This window comes from Aquimarina pacifica, from assembly GCF_000520955.1.
In the GTDB taxonomy this organism is placed as follows: Bacteria; Bacteroidota; Bacteroidia; order Flavobacteriales; family Flavobacteriaceae; genus Aquimarina; species Aquimarina pacifica.
Window position 1 is genome coordinate 16220 of sequence record NZ_JACC01000034.1, and the last position, 15941, is coordinate 32160.

11 protein-coding genes are annotated in these 15941 nt (G+C 33.1%); 6 read left to right on the forward strand and 5 right to left on the reverse strand.

Features of this window, described 5'->3' with window-relative positions:
* Positions 1-243 precede the first annotated feature (243 nt).
* From mnmA to DZ60_RS0115765, 4 genes are all read left to right on the forward strand, one after another.
* Entirely contained in the window at positions 244-1431 is a 1188-nt protein-coding gene (gene mnmA, locus DZ60_RS0115750; RefSeq protein WP_025743002.1) for a tRNA 2-thiouridine(34) synthase MnmA, read from the forward strand.
* Between the two features lie 64 nt (positions 1432-1495).
* A complete protein-coding gene (locus tag DZ60_RS0115755; RefSeq protein WP_034229888.1) occupies positions 1496-2440 on the forward strand; it encodes an NAD(P)H-dependent flavin oxidoreductase in 945 nt (314 codons plus the stop codon).
* An 8-nt stretch (positions 2441-2448) separates the two neighbouring features.
* Entirely contained in the window at positions 2449-3222 is a 774-nt protein-coding gene (gene mazG / locus DZ60_RS0115760; protein ID WP_025743004.1) for a nucleoside triphosphate pyrophosphohydrolase, read from the forward strand.
* Between the two features lie 293 nt (positions 3223-3515).
* The gene (locus DZ60_RS0115765) at positions 3516-5039 is read left to right on the forward strand and encodes a helix-turn-helix domain-containing protein (RefSeq protein WP_025743005.1); all 1524 of its coding nucleotides are present in this window, start codon (positions 3516-3518) and stop codon (positions 5037-5039) included.
* Positions 5040-5290: 251 nt separating this feature from the next.
* Here the strand turns inward: DZ60_RS0115765 and DZ60_RS0115770 are convergent, their stop codons facing one another.
* The gene (locus tag DZ60_RS0115770; protein WP_025743006.1) at positions 5291-5659 is read right to left on the reverse strand and encodes a VOC family protein; all 369 of its coding nucleotides are present in this window, start codon (positions 5657-5659) and stop codon (positions 5291-5293) included.
* 633 nt (positions 5660-6292) lie between these two features.
* On the opposite strand from DZ60_RS0115770, the gene DZ60_RS0115775 reads away from it, so the two are divergent.
* Both DZ60_RS0115775 and DZ60_RS0115780 read left to right on the forward strand, forming a co-directional pair.
* Entirely contained in the window at positions 6293-9334 is a 3042-nt protein-coding gene (locus DZ60_RS0115775) for a SusC/RagA family TonB-linked outer membrane protein (protein ID WP_051477670.1), read from the forward strand.
* A gap of 18 nt (positions 9335-9352) precedes the next feature.
* Positions 9353-10795: a RagB/SusD family nutrient uptake outer membrane protein gene (locus DZ60_RS0115780; RefSeq protein WP_025743008.1), complete on the forward strand. Its 1443-nt coding sequence runs from the start codon at positions 9353-9355 to the stop codon at positions 10793-10795.
* A gap of 122 nt (positions 10796-10917) precedes the next feature.
* On the opposite strand, the gene DZ60_RS0115785 is transcribed toward DZ60_RS0115780, so the two are convergent.
* The 4 genes from DZ60_RS0115785 to DZ60_RS0115800 all read right to left on the reverse strand — a co-directional run bounded on the left by DZ60_RS0115785 (position 10918) and on the right by DZ60_RS0115800 (position 15877).
* Positions 10918-13026, reverse strand: a complete 2109-nt coding sequence (locus DZ60_RS0115785; RefSeq protein WP_034229891.1) for a DUF349 domain-containing protein — start codon at positions 13024-13026, stop codon at positions 10918-10920.
* Positions 13027-13155: 129 nt separating this feature from the next.
* On the reverse strand, positions 13156-13887 hold the full coding sequence (locus tag DZ60_RS0115790; protein ID WP_025743010.1) for a shikimate dehydrogenase family protein: 732 nt from the start codon (positions 13885-13887) through the stop codon (positions 13156-13158).
* Positions 13884-14909 (reverse strand): DUF368 domain-containing protein, encoded by a 1026-nt coding sequence (locus DZ60_RS0115795; RefSeq protein ID WP_025743011.1) that lies wholly within the window; start codon positions 14907-14909, stop codon positions 13884-13886. Before DZ60_RS0115795 ends, DZ60_RS0115790 begins: the two co-directional genes overlap by 4 nt.
* A 2-nt stretch (positions 14910-14911) precedes the next feature.
* Complete coding sequence (locus DZ60_RS0115800; protein ID WP_025743012.1) at positions 14912-15877, reverse strand: DUF368 domain-containing protein; 966 nt, start codon at positions 15875-15877, stop codon at positions 14912-14914.
* Positions 15878-15941 lie beyond the last annotated feature (64 nt).

Consider the following 15941-nt stretch of genomic DNA (forward strand, 5'->3'; position numbering starts at 1 on the left):
TAATAGTGTAGATATAGCGATCAATAGTGTTTTCTTGTAGTTTTAAGCAATAATAAACTTTTTAAGGTATAATCCGGGTTTAAAATAAAACCATAAAATGATATGATCGAGGTACTCGTTTTATTCATTACTTTTGCAGGATAATTTAAAAGCAAAATCTGATAATATTATGTGTAAGTTGAATTTTCTTTTCTAGTTAGTTTAGAATATACATGGTATTAAAAAAAAGAAAGGATTTTTTTGATGAAAAGAGTAATTGTAGGTTTATCAGGAGGTGTTGATTCGAGTGTAGCCGCATATTTGTTAAAGAAGCAGGGATACGAAGTTATTGGGCTTTTTATGAAGAATTGGCATGATGATTCGGTAACTATATCAGATGAGTGCCCATGGTTAGATGATAGTAATGATGCATTATTGGTAGCCGAGAAATTAGGGATTCCTTTTCAGACAGTAGATCTCAGTGAGCAGTATAAAGAGCGTATTGTAGATTATATGTTTAATGAGTATGAAAAAGGAAGAACACCTAATCCCGATGTATTGTGCAATAGAGAAATTAAGTTTGATGTTTTTATGAAGATTGCACTTTCTTTGGGAGCAGATTACGTTGCAACAGGTCACTATTGTAGAAAAGATACCATTGTAAAAGAAGGAAAAGAAGTATATCGTTTACTAGAAGGAAAAGATCCTAATAAAGATCAATCGTATTTTTTATGTCAGCTATCGCAAGATCAACTTGCAAAAACACTCTTTCCTGTAGGTGAGTTGTTAAAACCAGAAGTACGTGATATTGCCAAAGAACAGGATCTGGTAACTGCTGATAAAAAGGATTCTCAAGGATTATGTTTTATCGGTAAGGTACGTTTGCCTGAATTTCTTCAGCAAAAATTAGAACCCAAAAAAGGGAACATTATAGAAATCCCTTCTTCTGAAGAAAAATATCAGCGTATAATGCCAGAATTTAGTTCTAAAAAAGAAGAATTAAAATTTCTGTCTAGAAAGTATACGTATAATGTGACCGAAGGCAAAATCGTAGGAAAACATCAGGGAGCACATTATTATACAAAAGGCCAAAGAAAAGGACTTGCTGTAGGAGGGACCCCTGAACCACTTTTTGTAATCGAAACTGATGTTACAACCAATACAATCTACACTGGCCAAGGAAAAACGCACCCCGGATTATACAGAAAAGCTTTGTTTATTGCCAATGACGAATTGCATTGGGTACGCGAAGATCTCATGATTGGTGTGGATCAAGAGCTTATTGTAAAAGCTAGAATTCGATATAGACAACCTTTAGATAATGCGATATTACATAGAGTAGATGCGGGAATGTATGTTGTTTTTCAGAATCATCAAAGTGCCATCACCGAAGGTCAATTTGTAGCTTGGTATATTGATGATGAATTAGTAGGGTCTGGTGTAATTTCGTAACTTGTCTATTATAGGATAACCTATAACACAAATAGTGTTTTTGAGTATTTAGAAAAGGAAAATAATGAATAAAATTAATGATCTTTTTGCTATTAAGTACCCAATAATTCAAGGCGGAATGATTTGGGCAAGCGGTTGGAGATTAGTCAGTGCAGTAAGTAATGCAGGAGGGTTAGGGCTTATTGGAGCAGGATCTATGTATCCAGATATTTTAAGAGAGCATATACAGAAATGTAAAAAAGCAACAGACAAACCATTTGGGGTAAATATCCCTATGTTATACCCTAATCTCGAAGAGATTATTCAAATTATTATTGAAGAGGATGTAAAAATAGTGTTTACGTCTGCAGGAAACCCTAAAACATATACTTCTTTTCTTAAAGAGAGAGGGATAATAGTGGTTCATGTGGTAAGTAGCTTAAAATTTGCACTCAAAGCCCAAGAAGCAGGTGTAGATGCTATTGTCGCCGAAGGTTTTGAAGCAGGGGGGCACAATGGTAGAGACGAGACGACAACATTGGCACTAATACCAATGATCAAAGAAAAAATTGATATCCCAATTATTGCCGCAGGAGGAATCGCAACAGGCGCTGCTATGTATGCTGTTATGGCGTTAGGAGCTAATGGTGTGCAAGTAGGTAGTCGATTTGTAGCTAGCGAAGAAGCATCGTCGCATATTGATTTTAAAAAAATGGTCGTAAACGCTAAAGAAGGAGATACGACATTAACTCTCAAAGAGCTAGCACCTGTACGCTTATTAAAAAACAAATTTTATCAAGATGTACATGAACTGTATGCTCAGGCTCCATCGGTAGAGGAATTAAAGGTATTACTTGGGCGAGCTAGAGCCAAAAGAGGAATGTTTGAAGGTGATCTTGATGAGGGAGAATTAGAAATAGGACAAGTATCTGGGTTGATTCATGATATTAAACCCGCTGCAGATATTGTTGATACAATGATCAATGAGTTTCTGGCTACGCAAAAAATGATGAAAGAAATCTCCATATAACTATACATATGAATTCTAGAAAAGAACAACTTATTGCAATAGATAGGTTATTAACGATTATGGACGAACTGAGAGCACAGTGTCCTTGGGATAAAAAGCAAACCTTACAATCGTTGAGGCACCTCACTATAGAAGAAACATATGAGTTGGGCGATGCAATTCTCGATAATGATCTTGAAGAAGTAAAAAAAGAATTAGGAGACCTTTTATTGCACATTGTGTTTTATTCAAAAATCGGGAGTGAAACAAAGGATTTTGATATAGCTGATGTTGCTAATGAGATTTGCGATAAGTTAGTTCATAGACACCCTCATATTTATGGTGATGTAAAAGTTGAAAATGAAGAAGAAGTAAAACGAAATTGGGAAAATTTAAAACTTAAAGAAGGAAAGAAGAGTGTTTTAGAAGGTGTGCCAAAATCATTACCTGCACTTGTAAAAGCAAGTAGAATACAGGATAAAGTGGCAGGCGTAGGGTTTGATTGGGAAGAACCCTATCAAGTGTTCGAAAAATTAAAGGAAGAACTTGATGAATTGCAACATGAGATAAAAGTACAGGATCAAGATAAAATTGAAGCAGAATTTGGAGATGTTCTTTTTTCTATGATTAATTATGCTCGTTTTTTAAAGATAAACCCTGAAGATGCCTTAGAACGTACGAACAAAAAATTTATAAAACGCTTTCAATATTTAGAACAAAAGGCAAAAGAAAATAATAAAAGTTTGCAGGATATGACGTTGAGAGAGATGGATGTTTTTTGGGAAGAAGCCAAAAAAATATAACGGGTTACTATCGTTATGAATATATTTTCAATATTGTATTTGTTCAATTGTTTTTACAAACTGGATTTAAGGTTTTATTAAGAAATGACTTTTTTAAGTTAAATCACAGTTCATAAATGCTGTTTTATCCTCGCTTTAGTATGGTTTTTACTTAACTAAAAAAATATTTTTGTCTCTCCAAAGTGTTGATTTTACTAAGTTTTTGGGTAAGATATTATCGGGAGACCCCCATTTGTAATGAATTTTTGAAAAACATATCGTAAATTAGTAAGTATAGTTATTTAAATATAATTATGGGGCTAATTCAAAAAATAGTAACGTCAATACCAGTATTGAGTATCCTTTTTTTATTCTTTTATCCTTCTATTGTCTATGGCAATAATGATGAATTGTATATAAGAAATCAGGATATAGATACCTATAACTCAATTTCTCAGAAAGAAGAGAATGAGCATATAAAGGAAGTAGGTTTTATCGACTCAAAAAACACTATCCAAAAATACCCAAAAAGTGCCGTAGTTGATTCAACTTTTATATTTAGGAAACTAGCACTAATGCATGCCAAAGAAAGAAAAGCCTCTTTAGCCTGTGCGTTTGCAGAAAAGTATGTCAAGTCTAGTTTAGATATTACTTTCGTTGATCATAGTTATTTTGACGAGATAAGTGGATCAAAACCATATAGAGCGTTGGCTAGTAAATATCTCAAAAAGTTTAGTATGTGGGCAGTGTTTTGCTTTTATGTTGCTTTTATTGGTATTTTTATAGCTGTTGTCTTAAATTTTAGAAAACGTGCGGACAAAGTTGCCAACTTTATAATGAGCGCCTTTGTATTACTTCACTCTTTTTTTATCATTCATATTGGCCTTTATTTAATGAATTATGGATACTATTTTCCGCATACCTACTATATGTCTACAGTATTCTCATTTTTATATGGTCCATTGGTTTATTTTTATTTTAAAAGAGTAACTGCTCAATATTGCTTCAAGTATTCTGATTTATGGCATTTATTTCCCACAGCACTGCTAGCTTTCTTACTCGTACCTATATATTTATTATCTGCAGAAGAAAAACTAAGGATACTTATTAATGGTGATAGACCTTATATAACCTTAATTATGCTAAGTAAGCTAGCGTCATTACTTGTGTATGGAATATTCGTGATTAGAATGTATCTGAAATATACTAAGAATACTATTTTTAGGTCAAAATTAAAGCATAATTGGCAAAGAAATATTGTAATATTTTGTTCCGTCTATGTGATTTCATATGCTATTTATACCGTGTTAATAATGCAACAGGTATTTAGTGGTTTTTTATTTTATACACAAGTTGTTTCAATGTCTTTATTGGTGCTTTATGTTGGTTATATGGCATTTGTGCAACCTTCGCTATTTGGAAATTTAAAAGTAATTGATTTCGAATCAAAGTCAAAAGAAGCTAAATATGAAAAATCAGGACTTACTCAAAGTCTATCACTAGAACTCAAAATAAAATTGCTGTATTTGCTTAATGAAAAGAAGATATATAAGCAAAATGACATAACGCTTCAGAGACTATCAGAAATGCTTGAAACGACACGCCATAATACATCACAGATTATTAACGAGCATTTTAACCTTAATTTTTTCGAATTGATTAACAAATACCGGATTGATGAGGCTAAAGAAATTTTGAAAGGAGAGAAATACAAAGGGTTTAATATCATAGATGTAGCGTATGAAGTAGGTTTTAATAACAAAGTCACTTTTAATAAATCCTTCAAGAAATACAATCAAATTACACCTTCTCAGTATTTGAAATTATACGTGGCATAGCTTAGCTCTTTACGTTCTAATAATATAGTTAAACTAATTAGTGTGTTGTTTCTATCAGTGTAAATAGGAGACGCAGAGTGGATAAATGCGATAATATTATCTAGTAAAAGCGAAGACTTTCTAGTTTTTTGATAGTATATAATTACCTGATATCTAGATTTCTTTTATCTCTTGTTATCTTCCTGTTTTGAGTGTTTATTAATATCCAGAGATTTTTGATTAAATAGTAATCGTCTGTTCCTTAATTGTTTTTATAAAGAAATAATCAAAAAATAATTATCCAAATCTCTAATTGAAAACTCTTCTCTTCCAGAGTTTTTATTCAAATTAGGGGTGGCTTCTATTACGGCATTCAAATGTTGAGCATTTTTCCATATCTCCTTCAAATTATCTACTCTGAAATATAAAATCAGTCCATTTCCTGCCATTTTCGGATTACTTAGGGTTGGGTGGTTGTGTTCTTCCCATTTATGTAAACAAAGAATGGTTGTTTCGTCTTGGTCTATTAATATTTCGAAGAAATCCCCTCCGTGATTACTTTTACACCCTAAAAGATTTTGGTACCACTTTGAACTTTTTTTAACATTGCTAACGCCGATTATAGGTTCTATTCTTATCATCTATTTACGTATTATCATCTGAATATTATTTCCACAAGTGTCATTAAAATTACAAATTTTATAGCATCCCTTTTAGGCAACTTTAAATGAATCTAGTATGAGTTTTTATAAGCCTTTCGTATACTAATTTGACTTTGTGATCATCAAATGAAGTATAGAGAATTCCTGCTTCTCAGAATACATCTTTATAAAAACTATAATGAATTGTAAAAGTCCTATTTTTTGGATTTTACTTTTGATTTTTTTAAGGCAGAATTAAAAACGGGTAGATTTTATTAAATCCTCTTTGATCAATGCCCGAATAATTTTGCGCGGATGAAATCGTATCCTTATTATTCTTCGTAAACATAAAATACATCATTTTCCTTTGAACGAAATCATAGTAAAGTAGCTTTGACTTTTCTGATGAGTAAATCTTCTTCGGCATGGGTAATAGATGATAGGGATTCCCCAGACTTCCTTATTCAGTACGTTTCTTTAGGCAATAATCACAAATAGGAAGGTGTGTTTGTTATTTCAACTAAAACTTTGTTTGAGTTTTTGAAAGCAGATTTTGAATTAGCCCTCAAGATATGTTAGCCTTCCTTTTGTGGTTTATAGAAATTATAGTGTTAATTTTTTAAACTTTTGCTTATGAAAATACAATATCACAAACTCTTATTGTTCCTTTTTTTTATATACAATATTACATTTTCTCAAGAAATGAATATATCAGGAACAGTCACTGATGACAAAGGGTTGCCCTTGCCAGGGGTTAATGTTCTTATAAAGAATAGTAATAAAGGAACGCAAACTAATTTTGACGGAAACTATAGCATAGCTGCGAGTAATGAAGATGTCCTTTCTTTTAGTTTTATAGGTTTTATAACCAAAGATGTAAAGGTCGGTGATAAGACTATTATTAATGTACAATTTACGGCTAGCGCTGCAGAATTAGATGAAGTCGTAATCATTGGGTTTGGTACAAGTACAGAAAGAAAATTAATCCAGAATATAGGAACAGTACGAACAGCTGCTATAGAAAATATTCCGGCTGTTACTGCACAGGAACTCTTGCAGGGACAAACCAGTGGAGTACAATTTACACAAAGTTCGGGGGTATTAGGAGCTGCGAATATAATTCGGGTAAGAGGAGTTGCTTCTCTTAATGGAGGGTCACAACCGTTGATTGTTATTGATGGGGTTCCTCTGAGTGATGATGTCAATACATTTAACGTAGGAGGAAATACAGGTCTAAATCCTATTTCAGATTTGAGTCCAGGAGATATAGCATCTTTCTCTGTACTAAAAGATGCTGCGGCAACAGCAATTTGGGGTTCTAGAGGAGCTAATGGGGTTGTCTTAATCAAAACAAAAATGGGAAGCATAAATACAGATACAAAAATCAATGCAGATGTATGGACCTCGTTTACTAATGTTACAGACTTGGTTGATATTTTAGATGTTAACGAATATGCGAAATATCGGTTTGAAAGAGGACTTGTAGGAGCAAGTGGTGGGATAAATGCTGTTTCCGATCTGCCTGCAGACGGTTCTGATTGGTTAGACTTGGCAACAAGAACCGGGTTTTCTCAAAATTATAATGTGTCTGCTCAAGGAGGAGGAAAAAAGACAAGCTTTTTCATAGGTACAGGATACTCAAGTTTAGAAGGCGGAATTGTTGGGAATAATCTAAGAAGAATTAGTGGAAGAGTTAATCTTAACCACACTGCCAATGAATGGCTAGATCTTGGTCTAAATCTATCTGTTACAAATACTTTAAATGATAGAGTCAATGTTGAAAATACAACCTTTGCGCCTTTAACTTCTTCATATTTGATAAGACCATTTATTCAGTCAAGAGATGAAGAAGGTAACTTTATTAATAATGATTTTATACAAAATATAGAAGCCATTGAGGCATTGCAAGAAAACTCTGCAGAAAGCACGCGGATTATAGGTAATATGAGCGCTACGATAAAGCTTACCGAAGAAATAGATTATAAAGGATCTTTTGGAATTGATAGAAGTCAAAATAATAATTTTCTAAGAATCCCAGAATTAATAGACCCTTCAGCCGACGGAGGAATAACCCCAGGAGGTAATGCCCAAAATTTTATGGCAAATGATAATAGGATTATCTCAGATCATACTTTGAGTTATAATACAACTTTTAATGATATTCATACTATCGGCGCTGTTGCAGGTTTGTCATATCAAGAAACAACGTTTAATACCATAAATGTAGCATCAGAGGATTTTCTTTCTGATGATTTGAGAAATGTGTCAAATGGTGCAGTTCCTACATTAACGGCACAATCAAGAGAAAAGAGAAGCTTATATGGAGCATTTGGTAGAATAAATTATGATTATAAGGGCAAGTATATTATAGAAGGATCTTTTAGAAGAGATGGTTTCTCAAGATTTGGGGTCAACAAAAGGTTTGGTAATTTTTGGTCATTAGCCGGAGGATGGTTAGTTTCTGAAGAATCATTTATGGAGGAGCTAGAAAATATAAGCCTTCTAAAACTAAGGGTGAGTTATGGTACTTCTGGGAATGACAGAATTGGCGGATCTTTTCCTTCTCAAGGGTTATTTGGTTCGGCAGTACCTTTGCTAACAGCAACCTATAATTATAATGGTAGCGGAGGTATAGCTCCGATTCAGCCCGTTAATCCTGATCTCACATATGAAGAAAGTGCAACGTTGGACGTAGGTTTAGAACTGGGACTTTTTAATAATCGCTTCAATCTTAATCTCAATTATTTCAAAAAAAATACCACGGACCTTTTATTACCAGTTCCTATTACAGAGATTACTGGTTTTGCTACAATTAATAAAAATGCAGGGGAGTTAGAGAATAGGGGTGTCGAAATAGGTTTGAATACAAAGAATGTTGTTACAGACAATTTTACCTGGTCAACAAATTTTAATATCTCGTTTGTGGATACAGAAGTGATTTCTCTGCCAGGAGCAAATGATTCTGATGAAGGAAAATTTATAGAAGCTGCAGGCGCAAGACAAAGAGCAATAGAAGGAGAATCTACGAATAACTTTTATCTAGTACGTTATGTCGGTGTGAATTCTCAGACCGGGGATGCAGAATATCTTGATAAGGACGGAAACACAACTACCTCACCAAATTTTGATACAGATAGAGTTATAGTAGGAGATGCATTACCTGATTTTTATGGCGGAATAACCAATACGTTTACCTACAAAAACTTTGACCTTAGTTTTTTGATGTCCTTTACATATGGAAATGATATTTTTCTTGATGGACTTCGATTTGTGGGTGCACCAGATAGAGTAGGTACCTTTAATCAGTCCTCTGATGTGCTTAATTATTGGCAACAACCTGGTGATAATGCCAAGTATCCGAGACTAGGGAGTGATACAGAAAGCTTATACAGGCAGGCTTCTTCGTTTCAATTGAGAGATGGTACTTTCTTAAGAATGAGAAACCTAACTTTTGGTTATACCTTGCCAAATAGTGTGTTTAAGAATAATAAAATTTTTAAAAAGCTTAGGATTTATGCTACTGGTAATAATTTATTTGTGATAAAAGGAGGAAGTAATATGGATGGTTTTGACCCAGAGGTTACTGATAATATTAACCCATTGATCCAAGGCGAAACTTTCTTTACTGCTCCGCAAGCAAGACAATTTTTGCTTGGGACACGAATTACATTTTAAACCCTAAATACATAAATAATGATGAAAACAATTTATAAAATATATAAAGTACTATTAATAGTAGGAGCTATGGGCATTTTATATAGCTGTGATGATGAGCTAGAGATTAATCCAGAAGATAGTCTAACAGAAGATAGTGCTTTTGAGTCAGAATTTGCTATCCGAGGAGTTACCAATGGACTTTATGGGCAAGCGAGAGAAGTTGATGCATTAAATGGTAATAGATATGCAATTTCTGGATTGCAATCTGATGAAATGACTTTTGTTGGTTCTTTTACTTCATTAGCCGATATATTCGAGTATGAGACGCAAGCTACAAATACCAATACACAAGAGTTTTGGGATGAAGGATATGAAATAATTAATAATGCTAATTTTTTAATTGCAAAAGTCCCTGATGCCGATATTGTTGATTTTACAGAGGAGGAGAAAGATGATATTATCGGTCAAGCCAAATTTATGAGAGCTATAATGTATTTTGAAATGTCACGTGTATATGCGCAACCATTTCAGTTACAGAATGGAAATAACTTATGTGTCCCAATTACTATTATACCTTTTGAATCAGGTGCTCCGGTTGAAGATTTTGAGTTATCGCGTTCTACATTAAATCAAGTACATACATTGATAATTGAAGATTTAGAAGATGCAATTACTTTATTACAAGAAAGTACCGATAATACAATTGCATCAAAAGGTGCTGCTCAAGCACTATTGGCTAGATTATATTTATATAGAGAAGAATGGACAGCGGCTGCAACCCTTGCCAATGAAGTAATTATTTCTGATTTATATGAGTTTTCTGATGATTATTCGTTTTATAAAACTGTATCTGATGAGAGTATATTTATTCTAGCAAATACAGCAACAGATGGAACGTTTGGGGGCACTAGTTTGCATAATTTTGCAAGTCCTTCTCCGGCGGGTAGAGGTGATTTATTTTATTCAGACTTTTTAGTATCTGCTTTAGAAAGCGGAATTCCCGATGTTACAAATACAGAAGGCAAAGACTTACGATTGATAGATCCTGTAATTATAGGTAATGATGCAAATGGGGTAGAAGAGGTGTTTCAGAATAAAATTAGTTCTACGGGCAATGATCCTTTACCCATTATCAGGATTACCGAAATGTATTTTATTCGAGCAGAAGCTAATTTGAGAGGTAATTTAACTATAGGTGATACCCCTTTAAATGATATTAATCGGATACGTTCAAGAGCTGGTCTTATTGATTTAACAGCAGTTACTTTAGACGATATTCTTGAAGAAAGATTAAAAGAATTTGCTAGCGAAGGACACAGAAGAATGGATTTGTTAAGAAATAGTAGAGGACTAAGACAAGCAGGAGATCCTGAGTTTTCTTCTGCTGTTTTTGGAGCGAATAAGACAATATTTCCTATTCCGGCAGGACAATTAGACGCTAATCCAGCACTTAATGGGCAGCAAAATCCCGGTTACTAGTGGTATAGGGAATTCTAAAAGAGTTTATTTTTTACACTCAGAACTAAAGTGATGGCTACTAGTTCTGAATGTAAAAAATATGGGGTATAAAAAAATATCGGATCCATAAGATCCGATATTTTTTATAGTTGTTTGATTTTTTTGAGTTTGGCTTTCCAAACATCTAGGTTGTCCTTGTGTTTTTGGATATTCTTTCGAACATCAATGACCATTGGGTTATCATCCTTCGCATTTTTGAAAAATTGAAGATTATTTTCTAATTGACGAATCTCACTGTTAACTTCTTCAATTTTTTTACGAATAAAAACTTGTTCATTTCTAAGTGCTCTGTCATCGCTTTGGTTTGACAAAGAATCTAGTTTGTTTTCGTATTTGATAAGTTCTGTTTCCTGACGATTAAGGTTGAGTTGCTGAAAAAGAGTGTCTAAAACTTTGTTGTATTCTGACTCAATATTTTTCTTTTTATAAGGAACTCTACCAAGGGTTTTCCAGATGGCAATATTTTCTTTTATAGTTGCCAAATCAGCTTGAGGATCACCAGATAATTCTAATTTTTTGAATGCTTCTATATGCTGTTGTTTCTTTTCTAGTGAAGCTTCTTCCTCTTTATTAGCTTCGTTTCTTTCTGCATGAATACGATCAAAGTAGGCATTACAAGCATCTTTAAACCTTTTCCAGATTTTGTCACTATCTTTTCTAGGTACGTGTCCGATCTTTTTCCAATCTGATTGGATTTTTTTCATGAGCGGAGTTGTAGTCACAAAATCGTCATTGTCCTTATTGTCTTCAGCAATTTTGATCAGTTCCATCTTTTTACTTAGATTTTCGAACTGATCCTTTTTAAGACTTTTATAGAATGCATTTTTATTTCGGTTAAAATCCCTTACTGAAGCTTTAAACTCACTCCAAGTTTGTTCATTTACATTTGAAGGTACTTTACCAGCTTTAAAAAATGCATCTCTGAGTACTTCAATATCTTTTATCTTTTGTTGCCAACCACTATGATTTTTAGGATGATCAGAGCTTACTTCAACAATTTTAGCAATAATTTCTTTTTTTACTTCTAAGTTTTTTTCTAAAACTTTTTCAAATTCTTTAAAATAGAGTTGACGATTTTCGTGTATTTGTTTTGTCAGTGCACTAAACTTTTCCCAGATAGGTTCTCTGTATTCTTTTGCTACAGGTCCCAGATCTTCTTTCCACATTTTATGTAGTAGTTGCAACTCTCTAAAAGCTCTGTTTACATCGGTTTCTTGGGCAAGTTCTGTGGCTCTTTCGAGAATCTTGAGCTTTTGTTCTAAATTATGTTTGAAATCTAAATCTCTAAATTCTCGATTTAGATGTAAGAAGTCATAAAAATTTTCGGTGTGATGGTGGTACGTATTCCAAACGGTATTATACTTGTCTCTAGGAATAGGACCAGCAGTTCTCCATCTTTCCTGAATACTCTTAAAATGGTTGTATGTAGTATTTATATTTTCATCGATATTGAGTAATCCTTTTAGCTCTTCAACCAACTCAAGTCTTCTCTTTAAATTTTCCTGAAGGTCTCTTTTTAGGTTTTGATAGTATGCATTACGCTTTTCTTTGTAATCAAAGTATACCGAATTAAATTCTTTCTTTATTGGTGTAGAGTAATAAAAATCAATGATGTCACCACCTTCTGCCAAAAACTCTTCCTTTTTTTCTTCTACTTCCTCATTAAATTTTTCAGTAAACTCATTCTTTATTTCTTCGACATGTTCTTTGATCGCCTGTATTTTCTCACTTTTAATTAATCCTCGAAGTTCGTTGATTAATTCTTCTTTGGTCATTGCATGATAGTCTTTCTTTTCGATATCATGTTTTTCCTGAGTACTTTCATCTTCGCTGTGTTCTGCTACGGCCTCGTTCATTTCTACCTGAATTTGATCATTTTGATCTATATCCTTTTCCTCGATCATTTCAGGTTTTTTTTCATCATCTTTAGACAGAATAGATGCTGGTATTGCAGTATCAACAACTTCTGGAGTATCTGAAGAATCTGTACTTTTTGTATCAGAAGCTATTACAGTGGTGTCCTCTTGTTCGGAATCTTTATCAGTAACAGTATCAATTGTAGTGTCGACTTGTATTTCTGACTCTGCTACAGTTAAACTATCAACATCAGTATTTTCTGAGTTGGTTTTTAACATTTCCGTCTTATTTTCTTTATTTCCATCTGTCTGAGACAGGTTATCACGTATTGACATTGTGTGGTTGTTTTTGTTTGTCACATCTAAGATACTAACATATTAGAGAACCTCAAAGTTATTAATACGTTTTAAGATTTTGTTAAACATACTAGAATCATAGGTTTACTTACGAAATTCTTGTTAAAATCATGTGTTCCATATTTCCCAGGATTTTTCTGCTTGTAGCACTAACATACGAGATCCATTAGAAATAGTAGCTCCTTTTTCTTTTCCTTTGCGTAAAAAAACCGTTTCATCGGGATTATAAATCAGATCGTATAAAACATGATTTTTGGTAATATACTCATATGGTATATCTGGAGAATCTTGTATGTTAGGAAAAGTTCCTAAAGGTGTACAGTTGATAATCAGTGTTGATGATTTTATAATATCTTCATCCAGATTTGTATAACTTAGTTGATTAACATCAGGATTGCGAGAAACAAAAGTGTAAGCGATATTTAGTTTGTTAAGAGAATAAGCAATGGCTTTTGATGCGCCTCCGGTCCCTAAAATCAATGCTTTTTTTATAGAATCGTTTAATAGTGGTTTTAGCGATTCTGTAAAACCATAATAGTCACTATTGTAGCCTCTTAGCTTTTGGTTTTTTTCAAACTTTATTGTGTTAACAGCTCCGATCTCTTTTGCAACAGGATCTAAATCATCCATATAAGGAATAACTTCTTCTTTATAAGGGATAGTAACATTGAGTCCCTTGACCTGCGAATTTGCTATAACTTTTTTTACATCTTCTATTTGTTTAAGATCAAAGTTATCGTACTGATAATCTAGATTCTCTTTTTCGAATTTGTTTGTAAAGTATCCTTTAGAAAAAGAATATCCAATATCTCTCCCGAGCAAGCCAAATTTTTTTTTCATTTTGATTTTTTTAACATTTTTTTTCCATACCATTCTAAGGCCAATACGATACTAATACCTATCAGGATATAAAAAATACCAATATAAGTTTCTGAAATGGTAAAATCAGGAAAATAACGATCGTAATTATCCAATATAGGATTTCCTAATGCATCACTAAGTTTTTTTCCTAAGATGTCTGTTTTGTAAATTTTATTTTTCCATGGCCAAACGACACCAAGAGATCCCGTAATAAAACCAATTATAATCGCAAAAGTAGCGCTTTTATAATTTTTTAAAACATATCCTAAAAAATGGGAAAGAGTCACAAGACCTGTCAATGATCCAAGACTGAATATTAGAAGAACTTGTAATAAACGAACTCTTTTCTCATCATAAATAAAGGAGAGATCCCATTGAATAATATCTGCTATCGTATCATAAAGAGCATTAACCGAATCTACTAATAGAAGTACATAATTGCCTAACAATATTAAAATGAATGATCCTGATAATCCTGGTAATGTCATCCCCGATACACCTATAATGCCACATACAAAAACAAACCAAAGGTTATCATTTTCTCTTGCCGGATCAAGAAGACTAATGGCAATGCCTATAACACATCCCAAAATAATTAGAAATATGTTTCTTCGACTCCAATCACTAAAGCCTTTTATGATATAGTAAATAGAGCCTATTATCATACCAAAGAACGCTGCCCATACATATAATTCATAATGAATAATCAGATAATCTAAAATCTTAGAAACACTGAAATAGCTAATAAGCATTCCTAATAATAAAAGCCCAAGAAATCGTGCATTGATATACCGCCAAAAGCTCTTAAATCTAAAATTTATAAAAAGCTTAAAAGCTTTTAGGTTTATTTTCTGTAATGAATAAATAAATTCTTCATAAAACCCAGCTACAAATGCAACAACACCTCCAGAAACCCCTGGTACCTTATTTGCAGCACCCATGGCAAGCCCTTTTATAACAAGAAAAAGTCTATCGGTAAAGGTTCGCGTGCTTTGTTGCATTTTTACTTATCTTTTTTCATAGAAAGGCGCTCTAATATAAAGATTACAAGAAAGCCAATGATCATAAAGAATAGTACCCATATTATTTTTGGGTCTTCACTATATTGGGTAGGTAAAATACTTTTTTCTATTAAAGGAACTTTTAATCCTTCAGAATTTGTTCTCCAGGATAATATTTTTTTCCATGGCCAAAGCTTATTTAATGAGCCTATCATAAACCCTGTAAGTACAGCCAATGTCATGTTTTTATGATTTTTAAACATCCAGTTTAAGACTTTAGAAAATAGTTTTAGACCTGCTATTGCTCCAATTGCGATGATGATGATTTTGTAAATGGCTTTCCATAAAATATCAAAATCCATTTGCAATACCCCTTCAAGCAATTGATTAAGAATGTTTATAAAAGATTGGTAAGCTCCCAAAATTAAAAGGATAAATGAACCAGAAACTCCTGGGAGTATCATCGCTATGATGGCAATAAAACCGCAAAAAAGTAAATACCAGTTACTATCAGGTGAAGCAAAAGGTTCTGCAATGGTTATAGCATATGAAATAACCACAGCAACTAAAACTCCTAGTATTATTTTGGGTTTCCAAGAAGTAATTTGTTTTCCGATAAATAGAATACTAGCAAGAACTAACCCGAAAAAAAAGGACCATAATAATAGCGCTTCGTTATGAAGTAGCCATTTTATAAGTTTAGATAGAGAAAGGATGCTTATGGCAATACCCAGAAAGAGAGCTGCCAGAAATGAAAGATTATATTTTTTCCAGGAAGCTAAGAAACCTTCATTTTTCCAAACAGAAAAGAAATTTAAATCCAAGGTATTAATGGTTTCGATTAGCTCTTCGTAAATCCCTGATATAAAAGCGATTGTTCCTCCTGAAACTCCAGGTACAACATCAGCTGCCCCCATAGCAAGTCCTTTTACGCTAATAAAGAGGTAGTCTTTGAGACTTCTTCTCATTCTTATTGTTTTTGATGTTTTTTAAGTCAAAACAAATGTATACATTTTTGTGCTTAAAAAAAGA

Bases quoted from the DNA above. Each gene is read 5' to 3' on its own strand.
- mnmA (WP_025743002.1), top strand. From the start codon at position 244: ATGAAAAGAGTAATTGTAGGTTTATCAGGAGGTGTTGATTCGAGTGTA.
- DZ60_RS0115755 (WP_034229888.1), top strand. From the start codon at position 1,496: ATGAATAAAATTAATGATCTTTTTGCTATTAAGTACCCAATAATTCAA.
- mazG (WP_025743004.1), top strand. From the start codon at position 2,449: ATGAATTCTAGAAAAGAACAACTTATTGCAATAGATAGGTTATTAACG.
- DZ60_RS0115765 (WP_025743005.1), top strand. From the start codon at position 3,516: ATGGGGCTAATTCAAAAAATAGTAACGTCAATACCAGTATTGAGTATC.
- DZ60_RS0115770 (WP_025743006.1), bottom strand. From the start codon at position 5,659: ATGATAAGAATAGAACCTATAATCGGCGTTAGCAATGTTAAAAAAAGT.
- DZ60_RS0115775 (WP_051477670.1), top strand. From the start codon at position 6,293: ATGAAAATACAATATCACAAACTCTTATTGTTCCTTTTTTTTATATAC.
- DZ60_RS0115780 (WP_025743008.1), top strand. From the start codon at position 9,353: ATGATGAAAACAATTTATAAAATATATAAAGTACTATTAATAGTAGGA.
- DZ60_RS0115785 (WP_034229891.1), bottom strand. From the start codon at position 13,026: ATGTCAATACGTGATAACCTGTCTCAGACAGATGGAAATAAAGAAAAT.
- DZ60_RS0115790 (WP_025743010.1), bottom strand. From the start codon at position 13,887: ATGAAAAAAAAATTTGGCTTGCTCGGGAGAGATATTGGATATTCTTTT.
- DZ60_RS0115795 (WP_025743011.1), bottom strand. From the start codon at position 14,909: ATGCAACAAAGCACGCGAACCTTTACCGATAGACTTTTTCTTGTTATA.
- DZ60_RS0115800 (WP_025743012.1), bottom strand. From the start codon at position 15,877: ATGAGAAGAAGTCTCAAAGACTACCTCTTTATTAGCGTAAAAGGACTT.